The following is a 21,077-nucleotide window of genomic DNA, read 5'->3' on the forward strand; positions in this document are numbered from 1 at the left end:
GTTTTTCCGGCGGGACCGCCTGCGACGACCGTCCTGGCGGGAACGGCCGCCGCGGGTTTCGGGCGGTGGGCAGCAGCAGCGGCAGGCGCCACGGCCGCCGTGCCCCGGTGCGCAGTGCCTACGACCTCGGCGTCCCGCGCCGCGACGCCGTTCCCCGAGAGGGCCGCCCCGACGGCACTCGCCGTGCGGGCGTCCCTCGCCGTGCGGGCGAGCGGACCCGTGGGGGCGAACGGACCCGTGGGGTCGTCCGCCCGGACCCCGCCGCTCACGCCGTGCGGGCGAACCGGTGCCGGCGTGGGCGGTCGGTATGGGGGTCGGCCCCCACCGTGCGTCGTGCGGCTTCGCGGCGGGCGGCGCGGGTGCCGCGGGCTGCCTGGCGGGCGATGCGCTCCTGGTCGGCCCGGCGGATGAGGTCGGCGGAACGGAGTTGCTGGAGCTCGTACTCGTACATGGCGGGTCCCTCGTGAGGTCGGTTTCGGCTTCGCTCGTTGCGATGCCTCAACCTTCGTCTCCCAGGGGGGTGCGCCACATCGGGAGAGTTCCGCATCTTCCGCGCGGGAGGGGGCCTTAGACGTGCCTGAGGGGCCTCAGACGATCCGTAAGGTACTCACGAAGGACTCGCGAGGTACTCACGGATGCCTAAGGCCCCTCAGGACCTGCGGTGACGCTGCTCGGCGGGTCAGCCGGCGGACGGCAGTCCCAGCAGGACGTCGGTGTACTTGAGGACGGCCAGGAACAGGCCGATCACGCCGAGCGCGACACCGCCCCAGGCGACCGACTTGATCCACGCGGCCTGCGGCCTGCCGGGCGCGCCGAACGCGGGCCGGGCCAGGACGACGACGCCGACGACGAGCGCGACCAGCGCGAAGATCCCGCTCCACAAGGCGGTGGCCTGCCAGGCGTCGCCGTAGCCCTCCTTCAGGAGCTTGGAGACGTTGCCGGAGGACGAGGTCTGCGCGTGCAGCTGGCCGATGAGCGACTGACGCGCGGAGGCCACGGTGCCGACCCAGCTGCCGGAGAGCGAGACGAATCCGAGCGCGGCGGAGACCACGGCGCCCGCGCCCTGGCCGATCCCGGAGGGGGCCTCCTCCTTGGCCGCCTCGGGCAGCTCGTCCCCGTCCTCGGCGTCGAGCTCGTCGGCGGCGGTGCCCTCCCCCGAGGTCTCTTCGGCCTCAGGCACCTCGTCGGTCTTGGTGACGTTCACCTTCTCCTCGTCGGTCGTGGTCTCGGCGCCCGTCGTGGCGCCGGTCTCGTCAGCTGTCTTGGTTCCCATGGTGCGCACCGTACGGATCCTGTCTGAGAAGTTTCTTAATGATCGCTGTGAGCGGCACGCGCCCGTACCGCGCGCCATTCGGGGGCGAGGATCGACCACACCTCGAGGTCGAGTCGTACGCCGTGATGCGGGTGGCTCTCGCGCCGCACCCCTTCCCGGGTCATCCCCAGGCGCCGGGCCACGTTCAGGCTGGCCTGGTTTTCCGCGGCCGCGATCCACTCGACCCGGTGGATGCCGCGCTGCTCGACGGCGAAGTCGAGCAGGACGCGCATCGCCCGGGTGACCAGACCGCGTCCGGTGCCGGCGGGTTCCAGCCAGCAGCCGACCTCGCAGTTGCCCTTCTCCGCGTCGAAGTTCAGGAAGAGCACGCCGCCGACGAGCTTGCCGTCGAGCCACAGTCCGTGCAGGGAGGCCGTGTCCGCGGCGCGCTGGTCGGCGTACCTCTGGAGCATGGCACGGGCGGAGGCCACGTCGGTCTCCTTCGACCCGAAGGCGATGAACTGCCCGATGAACTCCCGGCCCCGGTCCAGATGCGCGAGGAACTCCTCGGCGTGCCACGGCTCCAGTGGCCGCAGTTCGGCGCCGTCGTCACCCAGGGATATCGCGTACATCCTGTTCTTCCCGCCCCTTCGCCGGTACGTCCGCCGTCAGTACGTCCGCCGCCTCGGCGTCCGTCGCGGCGGCCAGCCTCTCATGGGCGGCGCGGGCCTCGGGCGGCTCGATGCTGATGCGGGGCATACGGCGGTCCAGCCAGTGCGGCAGCCACCAGTTGGCGCCGCCGAGCAGATGCATCAGGGCCGGCACGAGCAGCGTCCGGAGCACGAAGGCGTCGAGGGCGACGGCGGCGGCCAGCCCTGTGCCGAACATGGCGATCACGCGGTCGCCGCTGAGGACGAAGGCGAGGAAGACGGAGATCATGATGACCGCGGCGGAGTTGATCACCCGGCTGGTCTCGGCGAGGCCGACCCGGACGGCCCGCCGGTTGTCGCCGGTCTCCAGCCACTCCTCGTACATCCGGCTGACCAGGAACACCTGGTAGTCCATGGAGAGCCCGAAGAGCACGGACACCATGATCACGGGGAGGAAGGGCTCGATCGGGCCCGCGCGGCCGAGGCCCAGCAGTTCGCTCCCCCAGCCCCACTGGAAGATCGCGACGACGACTCCGAAAGCGGCGGCGACGGCGGCCACGTTCATCGCGGCGGCCTTCAGCGGGATGCCGACGGACCGGAAGGCGAGCAGGAGCAGCAGACAGCCCAGGCCGATGACCACGCCGACGAACACGGGCAGCTTGCCGACGATGATGTCGGCGAAGTCGTCGTAGCCGGCCGTCACCCCGCCGACCTGGATGTCGAGGGAGGTGCCGGTCTCGGCGCGCGGCAGCACCTCGGTGCGCAGTCGGTCGACGAGGTCGCTGGTCTTCTGGGACTGCGGCGACGACTCGGGGACGATCGTGAAGTACGCCGTGTCGCCGCCGGTGTCGTACGTCACCGGGGTCACCGACGCGACGCCGTCGGTGGTGCGGATGGTCGCGTCGAGGTTGTCGAGGAGGAGCCTGTCCTCGGCCCCGTCGACGTGGGTGACCAGGGTGAGCGGGCCGTTCACCCCGGGGCCGAAACCGTCCGCGAGGAGGTCGTAGGCCTGCCGGGTGGTGGACGCCCGCGGGTTGTTGCCCTGGTCGGAGGTGCCCAGGTGGAGGGAGAGCGTGGGCAGGGCCAGGACGGTGATGACGATCAGGGCGAGGCCGCCGAGCAGCTTGGGGTGGCGTTCCACGAACGCGGACCAGCGGGCGGCGTACCCGGTCGGCACTTCGGGTTGCGGCCCGTGCGCCACAAGGTGCTGCCGCTCGCGCCGGCTCAGGGCACGGGCTCCGATCAGGGACAGCAGGGCGGGCAGCAGGGTGACGGAGGCCGCGACGGTGAGGACGACGGTCAGCGAGGCGGCGATCGCTACGCCGTTGAGGAAGCCGAGCCGCAGGATCAGCATTCCCAGCAGGGCGATGCAAACGGTGGCACCCGCGAAGACGACCGCCCGCCCGGTGGTGGCGACGGCGTTGGTGACCGCCTCGGTGACGGTCAGGCCCCGCTTCAACCCGCGCCGGTGTCTGGTGACGATGAAGAGGGCGTAGTCGATGCCGACGCCGAGCCCGATCAGCATGCCGAGCATGGGCGCGAAGTCGGCGACGGTCATGACGTGTCCGAGCAGCACGATCCCGGCGTACGCGGCGCCGACGCTCACCAGCGCGGTGGCGATGGGCAGCAGCGAGGCGGCGAGCGAGCCGAAGGCGAGGAACAGCACGATCGCGGCGACGACCACGCCGACCGCCTCGACCAGGTGCCCGCCGGACGATTCGGTGAGGCCTATGGCACTGCCGCCGAGCTCCACGCTCAGGCCGTCGGCCGCGGCGTCCTTGGCCGCCTTCACCACAGCGCGTGTCCGGGCCGGGTCGAGGTCCTCGGCCGGCTTGTCGAAGGTGACCGTGGCGTACGCCGTGTGCCCGTCGGCGCTGATCCGGGCGGCGCCCTGTCCGTCGTAGGGCCCGGCGACGGCGGCGACCCCGGGCAGGTCCCCGATCCGGTCGAGGGTGCGGGTCATGGTCTGTTCGACGTCGGCGGACCGGACGGTGCCCGACGTGGTGTGCCAGACGACGGTGTCGCTGTCGCCGCCGAGGCCTGGGAAGCCGTCGCGCAGCAGCTGGGTGGCGCGGCCCGACTCGGTGCCGGGGACCTCGTAGTCGTTCGAGTACGCGGTTCCGGTGACGACGGCGGCGGTGCCGACCCCGACGAGGGTGAGGAGCCACAGCAGGACGACGACCGGACGGTGCCGGACACACCAGCGCGCGAGGGCTGCCACGAACGAGCTCCCAGGTGACTATGTGGGGATCTTTGACCGGGAACAGTCGTTCATGACACCTCATAACAGTTCATGACAACTCATGAGGTGAACGGCCCGCAAAGAACGCATGAGCAATGTGTGGACCACTCTCGCAGCAAGAAGTGATCATTTATGGCTTTCGTGGGCCGGACCACAGGATTGGGAGCCAGATCACAGGACAGTAACGGCGGCTCTGTAACCTCTGGGGATCTGACAGCCCCGCTCAGTCGAACTGGTCGCCCCACGCCATCACCATCGCCCCCGCGACCAGCAGCCACAGGGACCGCCGGGTACGCCCCCGGGAGCCGAGGACCGAGGCCAGCGCGCACACGGCGGCGCCGACGGCGTAGGCGGCCGGGACGAGGGCCGGCGCGGAGCGGGTGAGCCGGAGCGTCGCCGCGGCCACGCCGGCCAGGGCCAGCAGGACCCCGGTCCCGGCAGCCGTCCACCGGGCCCGCCGCGCCTCCCGCCCCGTCGACGGGGAATCCGGGTGCGGTGCGGGGGTGGGCGCTGCTAGCGTCCCGGCGTCCGTCGTCCGAGGCACATCGCCGCCGACCGAAGCAGGTGCATTGAATGAAGGTCCGACCGAGCTCCTACGCATCTCTTTCCCCTACGAAGGACACAAGGAGCCCGTTCACCGATGTCCGACGACACATCGAAGACCCCGGCTGAAAACCTCGCCGAGCGTCTGACCCATCCGCGCCATCCGCGCAGCAGCCGCTACGACGCCCGCTGGACCATCGACAACCAGATGGGCCCGCACGCCCTGTGGCTGCTGGAGTGGCTGGCCCCCGCCCTCGGTCTCGACTCGCTGCGCCCCGGCGCCCGCGTCCTCGACCTCGGCTGCGGCCGCGCGATGACCTCCGTCTTCCTCGCCAAGGAGTACGACGTCCAGGTCGTCGCCGCCGACCTGTGGGTGAAGCCCGACGACAACGCCGTACGCGTCGCCGAGGCGGGCGTCGCCGACAAGGTGCTGCCCGTCTTCGCCGAGGCGCACGACCTGCCGTTCGGCGAGGGAAGCTTCGACGCGATCGTGTCGATCGACGCGTACCAGTACTTCGGCACGAACGATCTCTATCTGCCCACCCTGACCCGGCTGCTGAAGCCCGGGGGTCGGATCGGGGTGGTCGTCCCCGCACTGCGGGAGGAGCCGGTGGGCACCGAGCCGCCGCAGCATCTCACGCCGTGGTGGGAGCCCGACTTCTGGTGCTTCCACACCGCCGACTGGTGGCGGCGCCACTGGACCCGCAGTGGGGCCGTCGAGGTCGAGGCGGCCGACTGGCTGCCGGACGGCTGGAAGGACTGGCTGCTGTGGTGCGAGGTGGTCGCCGAGGAGAGTCCGGAGGAGTTCCACCGGCACATGGCCCGTCAGGTCGGCGAGATGGTCCGCGCCGACGAGGGCCGCGCGCTGGGCTTCGTACGGGCCGTCGGCCGCCGTCTGTGAGATGACATGACTCGGGGGCCGCGTCGGTACGCCGACACAGCCCCCCGGGTCGCGTGCTCAGCCCTCGCCGACGCCCAGCTTCTGCAGGATCAGCTCCTTGACGCGGGCCGCGTCCGCCTGGCCGCGGGTGGCCTTCATGACCGCGCCGACCAGGGCGCCTGCCGCGGCCACCTTGCCGCCGCGGATCTTGTCCGCGACGCCCGGGTTGCCGGCGATGGCCTCGTCGACGGCGGCGGTGAGCGCGCCCTCGTCGGAGACGACCTTCAGTCCGCGCTTGTCGACGACCTCGTCCGGAGTGCCCTCGCCCGCGAGGACGCCCTCGATGACCTGGCGGGCCAGCTTGTCGTTCAGATCGCCGGAGGCGACCAGCTTGCTCACCCGGGCCACCTGCTCCGGAGTGATCGCCAGCTCGTCCAGCGTCCTGCCCGACTCGTTGGCGCTGCGGGCCAGTTCGCCCATCCACCACTTGCGGGCGGAGGCCGCGTCGGCACCGGCGGCGATCGTGGCGACGATCGGCTCCAGCGCACCGGCGTTGAGGATCGCCTGCATGTCGGTGGCGGAGATCCCCCACTCCTCGCGCAGCCGGTTGCGGCGGACCAGCGGCAGCTCGGGCAGCGCGGAACGGATCTCCTCGACCCACTCGCGCGTCGGAGCCACCGGCACCAGGTCCGGCTCCGGGAAGTACCGGTAGTCCTCGGCCTCCTCCTTCACGCGGCCCGAGGTCGTCGACCCGGTGTCCTCGTGGAAGTGCCGGGTCTCCTGGATGATCGTCCCACCGCTGCTCAGTACGGCCGCGTGGCGCTGGATCTCGAAACGGGCCGCGCGTTCCACGGACCGCAGCGAGTTGACGTTCTTGGTCTCCGAGCGCGTGCCGAACTTCTCACGTCCGTGCGGGCGCAGCGACAGGTTCACGTCGCAGCGCATCTGGCCCATCTCCATCCGGGCCTCGGAGACGCCGAGCGCCTTGATGACCTCGCGCAGCTCACGGACGTACGCCTTCGCCACCTCGGGGGCCCGCTCGCCCGCGCCCTCGATCGGCTTGGTGACGATCTCGATGAGCGGGATGCCGGCGCGGTTGTAGTCGAGGAGCGAGTGCGAGGCCCCGTGGATACGACCGGTGGCGCCACCGACGTGCGTCGACTTGCCGGTGTCCTCCTCCATGTGGGCGCGCTCGATCTGCACCCGGAAGGTCTCCCCGTCCTCCAGCTGGACGTCGAGGTAGCCGTTGAAGGCGATCGGCTCGTCGTACTGGGAGGTCTGGAAGTTCTTCGGCATGTCCGGATAGAAGTAGTTCTTCCGGGCGAAGCGGCACCACTCGGCGATCTCGCAGTTCAGCGCGAGACCGATCTTGATCGCCGACTCCACGCCGGTCGCGTTGACGACCGGGAGCGAGCCGGGCATGCCGAGGCAGGTCGGGCAGGTCTGCGAGTTGGGCTCGGCGCCCAGCTCGGTCGAACACCCGCAGAACATCTTGGTCTTGGTGCCGAGTTCCACATGGACCTCGAGGCCCATGACGGGGTCGTACGACGCCAGCGCGTCCTCGTACGACACCAGGTCGGTCGTGGTGGTCACGGTGAAACTTCCCTCTCAGCCCAGCAGGACGTCGTCGTCGCCCAGCCGCTTCAGCTCGCGGTAGAGGATGGCGAGGCCGGTGACGATGGCGACGGCGGACACGGTGGCGTCGATCAGGACGAGCGTGTCCTTCTCGGCGCGGGCCTTCTTGAGCCGCTTGGCGACGCCGAAAGCGCCGAACGCGGTCCCGGCGATGGACAGGTACGTGCCGGACTTGGACTTCTTGAAGCCCTTGGCCTTGGTCAGTGCGCTCACAGCGACGGAGCCTCCTCGATCAGCGGGTGTCCCCACTTTTCCACGAAGGCGGCCTCCACGGCGGCTCCGACCTTGTACAGCCGGTCGTCCTTCAGCGCCGGGGCGATGATCTGCAGGCCGACCGGGAGGTTGTCCTCCGGGGCGAGACCGCAGGGCAGCGACATGGCCGCGTTGCCCGCCAGGTTGGTCGGGATGGTGCACAGGTCCGCGAGGTACATCGCCATCGGGTCGTCGGCGCGCTCGCCGATCGGGAAGGCGGTGGTCGGCGTCGTCGGCGAGACGATGACGTCCACCTGCTCGAACGCCTTCTCGAAGTCGCGGGTGATGAGCGTACGGACCTTCTGGGCGCTGCCGTAGTACGCGTCGTAGTAGCCGCTCGACAGGGCGTACGTACCGAGCATGATGCGGCGCTTGACCTCGGGGCCGAAGCCCGCCTCACGGGTCAGGGAGGTGACCTCCTCGGCCGAGTGGGTGCCGTCGTCGCCGGTCCGCAGGCCGTAGCGCAGGCCGTCGAAGCGGGCGAGGTTGGAGGAGCACTCGGACGGGGCGATCAGGTAGTACGCCGACAGGGCGAGGTCGAAGGACGGGCAGTCCAGCTCGACGATCTCGGCACCCAGCTCCCTGAGGAGGGCGACGGACTCGTCGAAGCGCTGGATGACGCCGGCCTGGTAGCCCTCGCCGCGGAACTGCTTGACCACGCCGACCCGCATGCCCGCGACGCTGCCGTTGCGTGCGGCCTCGACGACCGGCGGGACGGGCGCGTCGATGGACGTGGAGTCCAGCGGGTCGTGCCCGGCGATGACCTCGTGCAGGAGCGCCGCGTCCAGGACCGTACGGGCGCAGGGCCCGCCCTGGTCGAGGGAGGACGAGAAGGCGACCATGCCGTACCGGGAGACGGCCCCGTACGTCGGCTTCACGCCGACCGTGCCGGTGACGGCGGCCGGCTGGCGGATGGAGCCGCCGGTGTCGGTGCCGATGGCGAGGGGCGCCTGGAAGGAGGCGAGCGCGGCGGAGGAACCGCCGCCGGAGCCGCCGGGGATCTTGGTGAGGTCCCAGGGGTTGCCGGTCGGCCCGTACGCGCTGTTCTCGGTGCTGGACCCCATGGCGAACTCGTCCATGTTGGTCTTGCCGAGGATGACGACGTCGGCGGCCTTCAGCTTCCTGGTGACGGTCGCGTCGTACGGCGGGATCCAGCCCTCGAGGATCTTCGAGCCGACGGTCGTCGGGACGCCCTCGGTGGTGAAGATGTCCTTGAGCGCGAGCGGGACGCCGGCGAGAGGTCCGAGCTTCTCGCCCTTGGACCGCTTCTCGTCGACGGCACGGGCCTGGGCGAGAGCGCCCTCGCGGTCGACGTGGAGGAAGGCGTGCACCTTCTCGTCGACGGCCTCGATACGGGCCAGGTGGGCCTCGGTGACCTCGACGGCCGTGAGCTCGCCGGAGGCGATCTTCGCGGCGGTCTCGGCCGCGGTGAGCTTGATGATGGCGACGTTGTCCGTCATGGCGGTTAGTCCTCCCCCAGGATCTGCGGCACCTTGAAACGCTGCTGCTCCTGGGCCGGGGCGCCGGAGAGCGCCTGCTCGGGGGTGAGCGACGGACGGACCTCGTCCGCCCGCATGACGTTCGTCAGCGGGAGCGGGTGCGAGGTCGGCGGTACGTCTTGGTCGGCGACCTCACTGACGCGTGCGACCGCGCCGATGATGTCGTCCAGCTGTCCCGCGAAGTGGTCGAGCTCTTCGGGCTTCAGCTCCAGACGCGCCAGCCGTGCGAGGTGGGCGACCTCCTCGCGCGTGATGCCAGGCATGCAGCGATCCTCTGGGGTGAGTGCGTGTGGTGTGAGGGCCAATCCTATGGGGCGGGGGGCCGTGGCCGTTAAACGGATTCGCGGGGGTCCTCACTCTTCGGTTCCGCCGCTCCCCCGCCGTGCTCCTTGCGCCGCTCCCACGCCTCGCTCCTCAGGAAGTGGTTGTCGTACAGCTCCTGCACCTCGAGGAGGCTTTCCGGGGTGACCTCGCCGAGCGCGACGCGCTGGAGGTGGCGGAAGTACTCGAAGCGTTCGACGCCCGGGGTGATGACGATGAGCAGGTCGGCGTCGCTGCCCGGGACGGCCGCGAAGGCGTGCGGGCGGCCGGGCGGGACGATGACGAGGTCGCCCCGCCCGGCGGTGACGACGTCCTCTCCGGACAGGAGCTCGGCGGCGCCGTCGAGCACGAAGAACATCTCTGCGGAGTTGTTGTGCCGGTGCGGGCGCGCACCGTCGGCTCCGTCGGCGAGGGTGACGCGCTGGGTGGACAGCGCCCCTGCCGTCGCACTGCTGTCGGCAAGCAGCTTCACCGTCGTGGGAGCGCGCCCGACCACCTCGGCCTCGGCATCGCGGACGATCACGGACCGGTCGAACTTCGGTACGAACAGCGACATTCCTGAACCCCCTTGTTGCGGTACGGACCTGATCAGACGAGGAAGAGCAGCGCGGCACTGATCAGTACAACGACCGCCGTGGCGAAGTGGATCCCGAACGCCACGGCCCTGGTGCCGCCGTGCCGCAGCACTATCAGGGTGTCGCCGAGCGGGGTCAGCGCCACGACGAGCATGTACCAGGCCTCGGCCCGCGCGCCGACGAACAGCAGGAGGGCCAGGCCGAGGACACCGAAGGTGGCGTCACGCAGCCCCTTGATCGCGAGGTAGGCGGCGTCACCGTCCGGCTTGGCCGGCACGCCGTAGCCGGCGGCGGCGGGGCGGGGCTGGAGCAGGAAGCGCGCCCCGATGAACAGGATGAACAGGTTGAGCAGAACGGCGAGGGTGTACGCGGTGGCAGTCATGCCGGGCTCCTTTTTCTAGCAGCGCTAGGGACGGGAACCAAGCTAGCAGAGCAACGACATGTTAGCTAGCGGCGCTAGCATTTCTGCATACCGATCCAGAGGCGCGGGGGTGGGAACAAGCGGAACGCGAGCGGCTGATCGTCACGGCCGCGCGGGAGCCGTTCGGAGGCCGGTGGGCTGGGACGCGGTCACCATAGGGCGGCCGGCCGACTCGCTGCCGCCGGGATGGAGTACAGCCGGCCGGGTTCCTCTACAGCCACTTCTAGGGCAAGGACGCGATCATGGCGGCGGTGGCGGTGGACGGCTGCGCGGAACGGGCCACGGAGTTGGCGGCGGCGCACAGGGCAGCGACGGAAGGGGCAGCGGGGACCGGTCCCCGTGCGGCCGGCGCGCGTGCGATGCCGGCCTAGGGGGCAGGGCCTCTACGACGGGTTCAGGGCGCCGGGGAGGGCCGAATACCGAACGGGTGGGCGGGGCCGGAGACCCAACGGGTGGGCGGGGCCGGAGACCCAACGGGTGGGTGGGACCGGAGACCCAACGGGTGGGTGGGACCGGAGACCCAACGGGTGGGTGGGACCGGAGACCCAACGGGTGGGGCCGGCGGGAGTCACTCGGCGGCGGGGAGAGCCGCCCGGGGGCGCTGCCAGCCTCGCGAGCCGCGTGCCAGGAGCCATGCCGTGGTCTCCTCCGGGGGCATCGCGGCGGCGACCAGCCAGCCCTGTACGGCGTCACAGCCCAGGTCCCGCAGCCGCTCCCAGGTCTCGTCGTCCTCGACCCCCTCCGCGACCACGAGCAGGCCGAGGGAGTGGGCGAGGTCGACCGTGCAGCGCACGATCTCCGCGTCCTCGGTGTCGACGGCCAGCCGGGCCACGAAGGAGCGGTCGATCTTCAGCTCACTCACCGGGAGCCGCCGCAGGTGCACCAGCGAGGAGTAGCCGGTGCCGAAGTCGTCCAGGGACATCTTCACGCCGTGTCCGGTCAGTCCGGCGAGGGTGTCGGCGGCGCGCTGCGGGTCCTCCAGGAGGACGTGTTCCGTTATCTCCAGTTGGAGCGCTCCCGCGGGGACTCCGTGCCGGGCCAGCCGGGCGGCGACCGAGCCCGCGAACCCGGGGGTGTGGACGTCGCGCGGGGAGACATTGACGGCCACCGGCACGAACAGCCCCTGCGCGCGCCACCGGGCGACCTGGGCGAGAGCGGTGTCCAGGACGTACTCGGTGAGATGGGGCATCAGCCCGGACGACTCGGCGATGGCGATGAACTCGTCCGGCGGGACCTTGCCGCGTTCGGGGTGCACCCAGCGGACCAGGGCCTCCAGGCCGGCGACCTGGCCGTCGAAGCGGACCTTGGGCTGGTAGTGCAACTGGACCTCGTGCGCGTCCAGCGCCCGGCGCAGATCGCCGAGCAGGCCCAGCCGGTCAGGAGTGTTGGAGTCCCGCTTGGACTCGTAGACCTCGACGCCGGTACGGTCCCGCTTCGCCTGGTACATCGCCACGTCCGCGCGGCGCAGCAGGCCCTCGGCGTCGAGGGCGTGGTCCGGGAAGACGGCGACTCCGGCGCTGGCCTCCAGCACGAGGGTGAGGCCGTCGAGGTCGAGCGGGGAGCTGAGGGCGGCGACGAGGCCGCGGGCGACCCGGGTCGCGGAGGTCGTGGAGTCGGCGACCGGCAGTAAGACGGCGAACTCGTCGCCCCCGAGCCGGGCGGCCTCCGCACCGCGAGGCAGGGCCAGTCGGAGCCGGTCGGCTATCTGGAGGAGCAGCCGGTCACCGGCGAGGTGGCCGAGTGTGTCGTTGACCGAGCGGAAGCGGTCGAGGTCGATGAGCATCAGGGCGGAGCGGGCGCCGATGCGTTCGGCGTCGTCCAGGGCCGTCCAGATGCGTTCCAGCAGCCACTGGCGGTTGGGGAGCCCGGTCAGCGGATCGCGCAGCTGTTCCTCCGCCCGGGCCCGGGCTATCCAGAGGGTGGAGTCGAGGGCGATGAGGGGGATCGCGAACAGCGGCAGCAGGATGGGCTTGGCGGTGGCGACCACGCACACCAGGGGCGCGATGCCGAGCAGCGCGACCGCGACCAGGCCCTGTCTGACCAGGGCGGTGCGGGCGACGGTGGGCAGGCCGCCGGAGCGCGGGGCGTGCAGGTACCAGCCCACGGTGCGGGTGACCGCGAGATAGGCGACCGCGACCAGCACCACCTGGGGGGCGGTGTAGAACGTCCAGGTGTCGGAGTTCCAGGGGCGCTCGACCGACGGCACCCGACCGAAGGTGCGCAGCAGCAGGGCTCCGGCGGCGATGCCGAGGATGTCGACCGCGCCGTGCAGCACGCCCTGCCGCCAGCGGTGGCGGCGGGCCACGCCGACCAGCAGCACGACGGTCATGCTGACCAGGCCGGCCGACACCCAGCCGTACAGCAGCAGGACGGCGAGGGTGAGGGCGGCGCCGGAACCGGTGCCGCCCCACCAGCGGGCACGGCCGAGCGCGACCAGGTGGCCGACGATGACGCCGGTCAGCAGGGCGAGCGACCAGCCGACGGTGCCGGACGGGAAGAGCGCGTGGCCGCCGGTGAAGGCCCGGTAGAAGCCGGCGCCCAGGACGAACCCGGCCGCCGCGACGATCGCCGCGGGCAGGGCGGGCCAGGACAGGTGCCGCTCCGGTTCGTCGCCCGGCAGTCCGGACGGGCGTTCGGCGGTGAGTTGGGGGGCGCCGCGGCCTTCGGCCGCCGTGTAGATTCCGGCCGGGTACTGTCCGGCGGCAGGTCCGTCCCCGCCCGGACGCTCCCCGGGCCGCCCGGTCCGCCGGCTCTCCCGCCAGGCGCCGGCCATCCGGCGCACGCGCAGCCAGGAGTCCGGGGCGGCGCTCTCGCTCGGTTCCATTCCCGTCCCTCTCACAGCCGGCGGTGCCCACGCCACGCGGCCCGGTGCACGACAACAACCCTCGACGGCGCCGCGTTGGAAAGCCCTTCCCCTCGCTCCTGAAGGCCTTTCAAGAGCAAAGGGGTGCCCCGACCGCAGCTGGGCACGGCAGGCGCACATCCCAACAGTAGGCCGCAGAAGGCTTCCACGGGCACCGCTCGTCGGCGGTTGCCCGAATGCGCCCCGGCCACCCGTATGCATCTGGTATGCGCCGATCGGGTGGCCTTCAACCGCGACTCCTCGCTACTCCTCGGCGGGAAGCGCGACTTCGGCAGCCGCTTCGGGGCCCTGTTCCAGCAGGACGGCGAACCCGTCCTCGTTCAGAACCGGAACCTTCAACTGCATCGCCTTGTCGAACTTCGATCCTGGATTGTCACCCACAACGACGAACGACGTCTTCTTCGAAACAGAACCGGTCACTTTCGCGCCACGACTTTGCAACGCCTCCTTGGCGCCGTCCCGCGTGAAGCGCTCGAGCGTGCCGGTCACGACGACGGTGAGCCCTTCGAGGGGACGCGGGCCCTCGTCCTCGCCGGAACCCTCCTCCTCCATGCGGACGCCGGCGGCCTTCCATTTGCGGAGGATCTCCTTGTGCCAGTCCTCGGCAAACCACTCTTTGAGTGATTTTGCGATGATCGGACCGACGCCGTCGGTGTTCGCCAGCTCCTCCTCCGATGCCTGCTCGATGCGGTCGACCGAGCGGAACTCGCGGGCCAGCGCCTCGGCTGCGACCGGTCCGACGTGACGGATCGACAGCCCGGTCAGGATGCGCGCCAGCGGGCGCTGCTTCACGGCCGCGATGTTCTCCAGCATGGCGAGCGCGTTCTTCTTCGGCTCGCCCTGCTGGTTGGCGAAGACCGTGACGACCTTCTCCTCGCCGGTCTTCGGATCCCGCTTGGGCAGCCCGCTGTCCTGGTCGAGGACGTACGCCTTGATGGGCAGCAGCCTCTCCATGGTCAGGTCGAACAGGTCCCCCTCGTCGGTCAGCGGCGGCTCGGCGGGCTCCAGCGGCTGGGTGAGGGCGGCGGCGGCGACATAGCCGAAGTGCTCGATGTCCAGCGACTTGCGGCCGGCGAGATAGAACAGGCGCTCACGCAACTGGGCCGGGCAGCTGCGGGCGTTCGGGCAGCGCAGGTCGACGTCGCCCTCCTTCATCGGCCTGAGCGCCGTACCGCACTCGGGGCACTCGCCCGGCATCACGAACTCGCGCTCGCTGCCGTCGCGCAGGTCGACGACCGGGCCGAGGATCTCCGGGATGACGTCACCGGCCTTGCGTAGCACGACGGTGTCGCCGATGAGGACGCCCTTGGCCTTGACCACGTCCTGGTTGTGCAGGGTGGCGAACTCGACCTCCGAACCGGCCACCGTGACCGGCTCGACCTGTGCGTACGGCGTGATGCGGCCCGTACGGCCGACGCCCACGCGGATGTTGATGAGCTTGGTGTTCACCTCTTCCGGCGCGTACTTGTAGGCGATCGCCCAGCGCGGCGCGCGCGAGGTGGAGCCGAGGCGGCCCTGGAGCGGGATCTCGTCGAGCTTGACGACCACTCCGTCGATCTCGTGCGCCACGGAATGGCGGTTCTCGCCGTAGTACGCGATGAACTCCCGTACACCGTCGAGGTCGTCGACCACCCTGTTGTGCGGTGAGGTCGGCAGGCCCCAGGTCTTCAGCAGGTCGTACGCCTGGGAGAGGCGGGTCAGGCCGTCGAAGCCCTCCAGGGCGCCGATGCCGTGCACCACCATGTGCAGCGGCAGGGTCGCGGTGACCTTGGGGTCCTTCTGGCGCAGCGAACCCGAGGCGGAGTTGCGGGGGTTGGCGTACGGCTTCTCACCGGCCGCCACCCGACGGGCGTTGAGGTCCTGGAACGCCTCCATGGGGAAGTAGACCTCGCCGCGGATCTCGACGAGCCGCGGGACCCGGTCGCCCTTCAGCCGGTGCGGGATCTCCGCGATCGTCATCACATTGGGAGTGATGTCCTCGCCGATCCGCCCGGTGCCCCGGGTGGCCGCACGGGTGAGCCGGCCGTCCTCGTACGTCAGGTTGACCGCGAGGCCGTCGACCTTGAGCTCGCACAGCAGGTGGTAGCCGGGCGTACCGACGTCCTTGGCCACCCGCTCGGCCCAGGCGGCGAGGCCCTCGTCGTCGAAGACGTTGTCGAGGGAGAGCATGCGTTCGCGGTGCTCGACCTCGGCGAGGTCCGTCTCGTACTCGACGGCGACCTTCTGGGTCGGCGAGTCCGGTGTGCGCAGCTCCGGATAATCCTCCTCCAGCGCCTCCAGGCTGCGCATGAGCTGGTCGAACTCCGCGTCGCTGATGACCGGAGCGTCCTTCACGTAGTACCGGAAGCGGTGCTCCTCGATCTGCTCAGCGAGCTGCGCGTGCTGCTCCCGTGCCTCGCTGGGCACCGTCGTCTCCGCTTGCTTTTCGCCGGCCACCGTGTTGTCCTCCCGTTACTCTGGGTTGTCCGCGAGGGACCTCGCCGCCCGGGCGCAGTGGGCGAGTGCCTCCCGTGCGTACGCCGGGGAAGCCCCCGCGAGTCCGCACGACGGAGTGACCGTGACCGCCTCCGCGAGAAGCCCCGGAGCCAGCCCCAGCCTGCGCCACAACGACCTGACACCCATGACGCTACCGGCAGGGTCTGACAATGAGCCGTCCGTGCCCGGCACCACACCGGCGAACAGCCTGGTGCCGCCCTCCACCGCCTCGCCGATCGCATCGTCGTCACGCTCGGTCAGCAGCGAGAAGTCGAGGGAGATCGCGGCCACACCCGCCCGGCGCAGCAGGGCGAACGGGACGTCGGGTGCGCACGAGTGGACCACGGCCGGACCGCCGCCGTGAACCCCGATGACGTCCCGGAGCGTGGCCTCGATGACCTGGCGGTCGACGGCGCGGTGGGTGCGGTAGCCGCTGGCGGTCCTGACGCGGCCGCGCAGTACGTCGATGAGCGACGGCTCGTCGAGCTGGAGGACGAGCCGGGCACCGGGGACGCGTCGCTGCACCTCCTCCAGGTGCAGGCGCAGTCCTTCGGCGAGGGAGGCGGCGAGGTCCCGGTGGGCGCCGGGGTCGGAGAGGGCGACCTCGCCGTTCCTCAGCTCCAGGTTGGCGGCCAGCGTCCAGGGGCCGACGGCCTGCACCTTCAGCTGTCCCTCGTAGCCCTGCGTGAACTCCTCCAGCGCGTCCAGGTCCTCCCCGAGCCATGACCGGGCCCGTCGGGTGTCCCGTCCCGGCCGGTCCCCGATCCGCCATCCGCTGGGCTCCACGCGCGCGTACACCTCGACGAGCATCCCGGCGGTGCGGCCGATCATGTCGGCACCGGGGCCCCGGGCGGGCAGCTCGGGAAGGAACGGGAAGTCCTCGAAGGAGCCGGTGGCGGTCCTGGCCGCCTCCCGGGCGTCACCGCCGGGGAGGGAACCGATGCCGGTGGCGGGGGCGAAACTGAAGTGTGCGTTCACATGGGGAAGCCTACGTAGGTCGTCGAGCGCGGGCCCTGGGAGGAGCCCCGCGGACAGCGTCCCTCAGCGTCCCGGTCGTACCGTCAGGTCGTTGATCTCCGCGTCTCTCGGAAGGTCCAGCGCCAGCAGGATCGTCGTGGCGACCGACTCGGGGTCGATCCACTGGGCGGGGTCGTACTGCTTGCCCTCCTGCCGGTGGACCTTGGCCTGCATGGGGCTGGCCGTGCGTCCGGGGTAGACCGTGGTGACGCGGATGCCGCCCGCGTGTTCCTCGTCGCGGAGGGAGTCCGCGAGGGCCTTGAGGCCGTGCTTGGAGGCGGCGTACGCGGACCAGTCGGCGTTCGCCCGCAGGCCCGCGCCCGAGTTGACGAACACCACGTGGCCACGGGCGACGCGGAGTTGGGGAAGGAAGTGGCGGGTCAGTTCGGCGGGCGCGATCAGGTTCACGTTGAGCTGATGCCTCCAGGACTTGGGGGTCAGCTCGGCGACCGGGCCGAGGTCGACCACGCCCGCGATGTGGAGGAGGGAGTCCACGCGGTCCGGAAGCGACTGGTGAGAGAAGGCCCAGGACAGCTTGTCGGGATCCGCCAGGTCGCCGACCAGTGTTCTCGCGCCGGGAAACTCCGCCGCCAGTTCCTTGGCCCGGCCCGCGTCGCGCGCGTGCAGGACGAGGTCGTCCCCGCGCGCGTGCAGACGGCGGGCCACGGCCGCGCCGATGCCGGAACCGGCTCCGGTGATCACATGTGTAGCCATGCCCGCCATGCTCGCATTACCCGCGCGTCCCCTTTGCCCGCCCCGACACCCGTCTCCCCCGCCCTCACTCGATGCCCTGGCTCTCCTCCAGGTACGCCAGCGCCCCCACCGGTTCCTCTGCGAAGAAGACCAGGTCGGTCAGCGGGCGGGGCAGGAAGCCCTCGTTCTCCATGCGGCGGAACTGCTCCTTGAGGCCGTCGTAGAAGCCCGCCGTGTTGAGGAGGACCACCGGCTTGTCGGTGTGGCCGTGCTTCTTCAGTTCCAGGATCTCGGTCGCCTCGTCGAGGGTGCCGGTGCCGCCGACCATGATGACCACCGCGTCGGCCTTGTCCAGCAGCAGCTTCTTGCGCTCGGCCAGGTCGCGCGCGATCACCATTTCCTCGACGCCCTGCCGTGCCTTGGCGGCCAGGAAGTCCACGGAGACCCCGCAGAGCCGGCCACCGGCCTCGTGGACGCCGTCGGCGACCACCTTCATCAGCCCGACGTCGGACCCTCCCCAGACCAGCGTGTGCCCGCCCTTGCCGATGAGTTCGGCGAACTCGCGCGCGGGGCGGGTGTAACGGTCGTCGAGGTCGGCGGCGGAGAGGAAGACGCAGATTCGCATACGGCCACCGTACGCGGGAAGAACCGGGAGCCCGCGGGTGCTGTTCCTGTATGGCCGAAGGACACACGATCACCATCGAGCAGGGCACGCGACCCGTACGGGTCGTCCATGGCGACCAGGTGCTGGCGGAGAGCGAACGGCCCCTCCTCCTGCGGGAGACGGGCTGTCCGGTGCGCTACTACCTCCCGCCCGAGGACGTACGGCTCGACCTGCTGACCCCCTCCGAGACCCACACCGAGTGCCCCTTCAAGGGCACCGCCTCCTACTGGTCGCTGCCCGACGCGGCGGACCTGGTGTGGGCGTACCCCGAGCCCAAGGCGGACGTCGCCCGGATCAAGGACCACCTGTGCTTCTACGAGGTGGAAGTGCTGTGACCCACTAGCGGTGTGGTGAGCGACTAATCCGGTGCGGTGCGGCAGTCTTCAAGGCATGGACAAGAAGACCATTTCGCGCGACGGCACTCCCCTCGCGTACGAACGCACCGGACAGGGCCCGGCGGTCGTCCTGGTGAGCGGCGCGATGTCGACGGGCGGCACGGTACGCCCGCTGGCCGCTGCCCTGTCGGACCGTTTCGACGTCCTCGTGTACGACCGCCGGGGCCGCGGCGAGAGCGGCGACAAGGCGCCGTACGCGGTGGAACGCGAGGTCGAGGACCTCGCCGCGCTGATCGACGTGATGGGCGGCCAGGCGGCGCTGTACGGCATCTCGTCGGGCGGTGCGCTGGTGCTGCACGCGGCGGCGAGCGGGCTGCCGGTGCCGGGGGTGGCCGTGTACGAGGTGCCATTCGCCGTGGACGAGGACGGGGCGAAGGAGCGCGCGGAGTACACCGCGAACCTGACGGAGGCGCTCGCGCAGGGCCGGCGCGGGGACGCGGTCGAGCTGTTCCTGAGGCTCACCGGCCTCGCCGAGGAGATGATCCAGAGCGCCCGCCGCTCCCCCATGTGGCCCGGGATGGAGGCCCTCGCCCCGAGCCTGGCCTACGACGACGCCGTGATGGGCGACGGCCGGGTGCCCCGGGACCTGCTGGCGTCGATCACGGTCCCCGTCCTGTCCGTCGCGGGCGGGGCGAGTCCCCCGTGGCTGCTGGAGGCCGCCCGGGCGGTCGCGGAGGCGGCACCCGAGGGCAGGTACCAGGTGCTGGAGGACCAGACCCACATGGTGGACCCGCAGGCGCTGGCCCCGGTGCTGGCGGAGTTCCTCACCCCGTAGTCCCGAGCCGGGTCAGGCAGCCCCGATGCGGATCAGGCAGCCCGGATACGGGTCAGGACACCCCTGCTGTCGCCCGCACCGTCGACGCGATCGTCGCCGACCCCACCACGCGTGTGCCGTCGTACAGCACGATCGCCTGGCCGGGGGCCACCCCGCGGACCGGCTCCGCGAACGTCACCTCCAGGGTGCCGTCGACGAGTTCGGCGTTGACCTCGGTCTCGCCGCCGTGGGCGCGGAGCTGGGCGGTGTAGGTGCCGGGGCCGGTGGGGGCCGCCCCGCACCAGCGCGGCTTGATCGCCGTCAGGCCGGTCACGTCCAGGGCGTCGGCCGGGCCCACCGTGACGGTGTTGTTCACCGGGGAGATGTCGAGGACGTAGCGCGGCTTGCCGTCGGGGGCGGGGGTGCCGATCCGAAGGCCCTTGCGCTGGCCGATGGTGAAGCCGTACGCGCCCTCGTGCGTGCCGAGCCTGGCCCCGGACTCGTCGACGATGTCGCCCTGCGCCTTGCCGAGGCGGGAGGCGAGGAAGCCCTGGGTGTCGCCGTCGGCGATGAAGCAGATGTCGTGCGAGTCGGGCTTCTTGGCCACCGCGAGGCCCCGGCGCTCGGCCTCCGCGCGGATCTCGTCCTTGGTGGTGACCGTGTCGCCGAGCGGGAACATCGCGTGGGCGAGCTGCCGGTCGTCCAGCACGCCGAGGACGTACGACTGGTCCTTCGCCATGTCGGAGGCGCGGTGCAGTTCGCGCGTGCCGTCGGAGTTCACGATCACCTGGGCGTAGTGGCCGGTGCAGACCGCGTCGAAGCCGAGGGCGAGGGCCTTGTCGAGCAGGGCGGCGAACTTGATCTTCTCGTTGCAGCGCAGGCAGGGGTTGGGGGTGCGGCCGGCCTCGTACTCCGCGACGAAGTCCTCGACGACGTCCTCGCGGAAGCGGTCGGCGAGGTCCCACACGTAGAAGGGGATGCCGATGACGTCGGCGGCGCGGCGGGCGTCGCGGGAGTCCTCGATGGTGCAACAGCCACGCGCGCCCGTGCGGAAGGACTGCGGGTTCGCGGAGAGCGCCAGGTGGACGCCGGTCACGTCGTGCCCCGCCTCGGCCGCGCGGGCGGCGGCGACGGCGGAGTCGACCCCGCCCGACATGGCGGCGAGGACGCGAAGGGGACGGGTGCGCTGCGTGGTGTCAGTCATAACCCTTCCAGGGTACGGGTGCGCGGGAACCGCAGACCACGAGTATGCGTTCACGATCACATGGGGGAGACAGGATCCAACGCGAAGGACGCCGACCGGCGCATCGGCCGGCGTGCCCTGCTGATCGGCGGCACGGCGGCCGCGGCGGGCACGGCCGTGCTGGCCCGGGACGAGCTGGCGCGGCTGTGGTGGCGCGCACCCGGCGTGGAGAAGCCGCGCGAGGAGGGCGTGGTCGACTCCGCGGGCGCGCAGTGGGTGGCCGCGTCGGACGAGAACTGGCGGCGCGCGGACCGGCCCGCCGACTACCCCATAGACATGGTGGTCATCCATGTCACCCAGGGCAGTCTCGCCAGCGCGGTGAAGGCGTTCGAGGACCCGGGGCACGGGGCGGCCGCGCACTACATCGTCGGCAAGGACGGCCACGTCACGCAGATGATCCGCGAACTGGACGTGGCGTACCACGCGGGCAACCGCGCCTACAACGAACGCAGCGTCGGCATCGAGCACGAGGGATTCGTCGACCGCCCGCGGGACTTCACGGACGCGATGTACGCCGCCTCGGCCCGCCTCACGGCCGGGATATGCGCGCGCTACGGCGTACCCGTCGACCGCAAGCACATCATCGGCCACGTGGAGGTGCCGGGGACCGACCACACCGACCCGGGCCCGCACTGGGACTGGAGCCGCTACATGAAACTCGTACGACGGGCGCGTACCGCCGTGGCCTGAGCGCGCGCACCGG

At 71.1% G+C, this 21,077-nt stretch carries 21 protein-coding genes; 4 read left to right on the forward strand and 17 right to left on the reverse strand.

The genetic code is table 11. The features are described from left to right. Nucleotides 1–265 precede the first annotated feature (265 nt). The 5 genes from ACIBK3_RS30930 to ACIBK3_RS30950 all read right to left on the reverse strand — a co-directional run bounded on the left by ACIBK3_RS30930 (nt 266) and on the right by ACIBK3_RS30950 (nt 4,688). Nucleotides 266–451: a hypothetical protein gene (locus ACIBK3_RS30930; protein ID WP_399370703.1), complete on the reverse strand. Its 186-nt coding sequence runs from the start codon at nt 449–451 to the stop codon at nt 266–268. A gap of 228 nt (nt 452–679) precedes the next feature. Continuing rightward, nucleotides 680–1,273, reverse strand: a complete 594-nt coding sequence (locus ACIBK3_RS30935) for a hypothetical protein (protein WP_399370704.1) — start codon at nt 1,271–1,273, stop codon at nt 680–682. A 35-nt stretch (nt 1,274–1,308) separates the two neighbouring features. Beyond that, entirely contained in the window at nt 1,309–1,884 is a 576-nt protein-coding gene (locus tag ACIBK3_RS30940; protein ID WP_399370705.1) for a GNAT family N-acetyltransferase, read from the reverse strand. Then, nucleotides 1,862–4,123, reverse strand: coding sequence for an MMPL family transporter (locus tag ACIBK3_RS30945; RefSeq protein WP_399370706.1), 2,262 nt, complete (start codon nt 4,121–4,123; stop codon nt 1,862–1,864). Before ACIBK3_RS30945 ends, ACIBK3_RS30940 begins: the two co-directional genes overlap by 23 nt. Before the next feature lie 244 nt (nt 4,124–4,367). Then, nucleotides 4,368–4,688 (reverse strand): hypothetical protein, encoded by a 321-nt coding sequence (locus ACIBK3_RS30950; RefSeq protein WP_399370707.1) that lies wholly within the window; start codon nt 4,686–4,688, stop codon nt 4,368–4,370. A gap of 96 nt (nt 4,689–4,784) precedes the next feature. Here ACIBK3_RS30950 and ACIBK3_RS30955 point away from each other — a divergent pair, with 96 nt between their 5' ends. After that, on the forward strand, nt 4,785–5,588 hold the full coding sequence (locus tag ACIBK3_RS30955) for an SAM-dependent methyltransferase (protein WP_399370708.1): 804 nt from the start codon (nt 4,785–4,787) through the stop codon (nt 5,586–5,588). A gap of 57 nt (nt 5,589–5,645) precedes the next feature. On the opposite strand, the gene gatB is transcribed toward ACIBK3_RS30955, so the two are convergent. The 11 genes from gatB to ACIBK3_RS31010 all read right to left on the reverse strand — a co-directional run bounded on the left by gatB (nt 5,646) and on the right by ACIBK3_RS31010 (nt 17,943). After that, nucleotides 5,646–7,160 carry an Asp-tRNA(Asn)/Glu-tRNA(Gln) amidotransferase subunit GatB gene (gatB, locus tag ACIBK3_RS30960; RefSeq protein ID WP_399370710.1) on the reverse strand — a complete coding sequence of 505 codons (1,515 nt, stop codon included), beginning with the start codon at nt 7,158–7,160 and terminating at the stop codon, nt 5,646–5,648. Nucleotides 7,161–7,175: 15 nt separating this feature from the next. After that, the gene (locus tag ACIBK3_RS30965; RefSeq protein WP_030667463.1) at nt 7,176–7,415 is read right to left on the reverse strand and encodes a hypothetical protein; all 240 of its coding nucleotides are present in this window, start codon (nt 7,413–7,415) and stop codon (nt 7,176–7,178) included. Further along, nucleotides 7,412–8,914, reverse strand: coding sequence for an Asp-tRNA(Asn)/Glu-tRNA(Gln) amidotransferase subunit GatA (gene gatA / locus ACIBK3_RS30970; RefSeq protein WP_399370711.1), 1,503 nt, complete (start codon nt 8,912–8,914; stop codon nt 7,412–7,414). Before gatA ends, ACIBK3_RS30965 begins: the two co-directional genes overlap by 4 nt. Nucleotides 8,915–8,919: 5 nt before the next feature. After that, nucleotides 8,920–9,216, reverse strand: coding sequence for an Asp-tRNA(Asn)/Glu-tRNA(Gln) amidotransferase subunit GatC (gatC, locus tag ACIBK3_RS30975; RefSeq protein WP_018531282.1), 297 nt, complete (start codon nt 9,214–9,216; stop codon nt 8,920–8,922). Nucleotides 9,217–9,284: 68 nt separating this feature from the next. Continuing rightward, the gene (locus ACIBK3_RS30980; protein WP_399370712.1) at nt 9,285–9,830 is read right to left on the reverse strand and encodes a cupin domain-containing protein; all 546 of its coding nucleotides are present in this window, start codon (nt 9,828–9,830) and stop codon (nt 9,285–9,287) included. Between the two features lie 32 nt (nt 9,831–9,862). Then, nucleotides 9,863–10,231 carry a DUF4267 domain-containing protein gene (locus ACIBK3_RS30985; RefSeq protein ID WP_399370713.1) on the reverse strand — a complete coding sequence of 123 codons (369 nt, stop codon included), beginning with the start codon at nt 10,229–10,231 and terminating at the stop codon, nt 9,863–9,865. Between the two features lie 607 nt (nt 10,232–10,838). Further along, the gene (locus ACIBK3_RS30990) at nt 10,839–13,094 is read right to left on the reverse strand and encodes a putative bifunctional diguanylate cyclase/phosphodiesterase (protein ID WP_399370714.1); all 2,256 of its coding nucleotides are present in this window, start codon (nt 13,092–13,094) and stop codon (nt 10,839–10,841) included. 282 nt (nt 13,095–13,376) lie between these two features. Beyond that, nucleotides 13,377–15,569 (reverse strand): NAD-dependent DNA ligase LigA, encoded by a 2,193-nt coding sequence (gene ligA, locus ACIBK3_RS30995; RefSeq protein WP_399370715.1) that lies wholly within the window; start codon nt 15,567–15,569, stop codon nt 13,377–13,379. Between the two features lie 15 nt (nt 15,570–15,584). Beyond that, nucleotides 15,585–16,586: a methionine synthase gene (locus tag ACIBK3_RS31000; protein WP_399370716.1), complete on the reverse strand. Its 1,002-nt coding sequence runs from the start codon at nt 16,584–16,586 to the stop codon at nt 15,585–15,587. A 63-nt stretch (nt 16,587–16,649) separates the two neighbouring features. After that, nucleotides 16,650–17,348 (reverse strand): SDR family oxidoreductase, encoded by a 699-nt coding sequence (locus ACIBK3_RS31005; protein ID WP_399370717.1) that lies wholly within the window; start codon nt 17,346–17,348, stop codon nt 16,650–16,652. 55 nt (nt 17,349–17,403) lie between these two features. Further along, complete coding sequence (locus ACIBK3_RS31010) at nt 17,404–17,943, reverse strand: TIGR00730 family Rossman fold protein (RefSeq protein WP_399370718.1); 540 nt, start codon at nt 17,941–17,943, stop codon at nt 17,404–17,406. Between the two features lie 50 nt (nt 17,944–17,993). Between ACIBK3_RS31010 and ACIBK3_RS31015 the strand changes: the two genes are divergently transcribed. Further along, on the forward strand, nt 17,994–18,317 hold the full coding sequence (locus ACIBK3_RS31015; protein WP_399370719.1) for a DUF427 domain-containing protein: 324 nt from the start codon (nt 17,994–17,996) through the stop codon (nt 18,315–18,317). A 55-nt stretch (nt 18,318–18,372) separates the two neighbouring features. Beyond that, on the forward strand, nt 18,373–19,152 hold the full coding sequence (locus tag ACIBK3_RS31020; RefSeq protein WP_399370720.1) for an alpha/beta fold hydrolase: 780 nt from the start codon (nt 18,373–18,375) through the stop codon (nt 19,150–19,152). A gap of 52 nt (nt 19,153–19,204) precedes the next feature. Here ACIBK3_RS31020 and mnmA read toward each other — a convergent pair whose 3' ends face one another. Beyond that, complete coding sequence (gene mnmA / locus ACIBK3_RS31025) at nt 19,205–20,335, reverse strand: tRNA 2-thiouridine(34) synthase MnmA (protein ID WP_399370721.1); 1,131 nt, start codon at nt 20,333–20,335, stop codon at nt 19,205–19,207. A gap of 60 nt (nt 20,336–20,395) precedes the next feature. Between mnmA and ACIBK3_RS31030 the strand changes: the two genes are divergently transcribed. Further along, nucleotides 20,396–21,064, forward strand: coding sequence for an N-acetylmuramoyl-L-alanine amidase (locus ACIBK3_RS31030; RefSeq protein ID WP_399370722.1), 669 nt, complete (start codon nt 20,396–20,398; stop codon nt 21,062–21,064). Nucleotides 21,065–21,077: the final 13 nt, after the last annotated feature.

The organism is Streptomyces sp. NPDC050287 (assembly GCF_044459385.1).
Classification (GTDB): Bacteria; Actinomycetota; Actinomycetes; order Streptomycetales; family Streptomycetaceae; genus Streptomyces.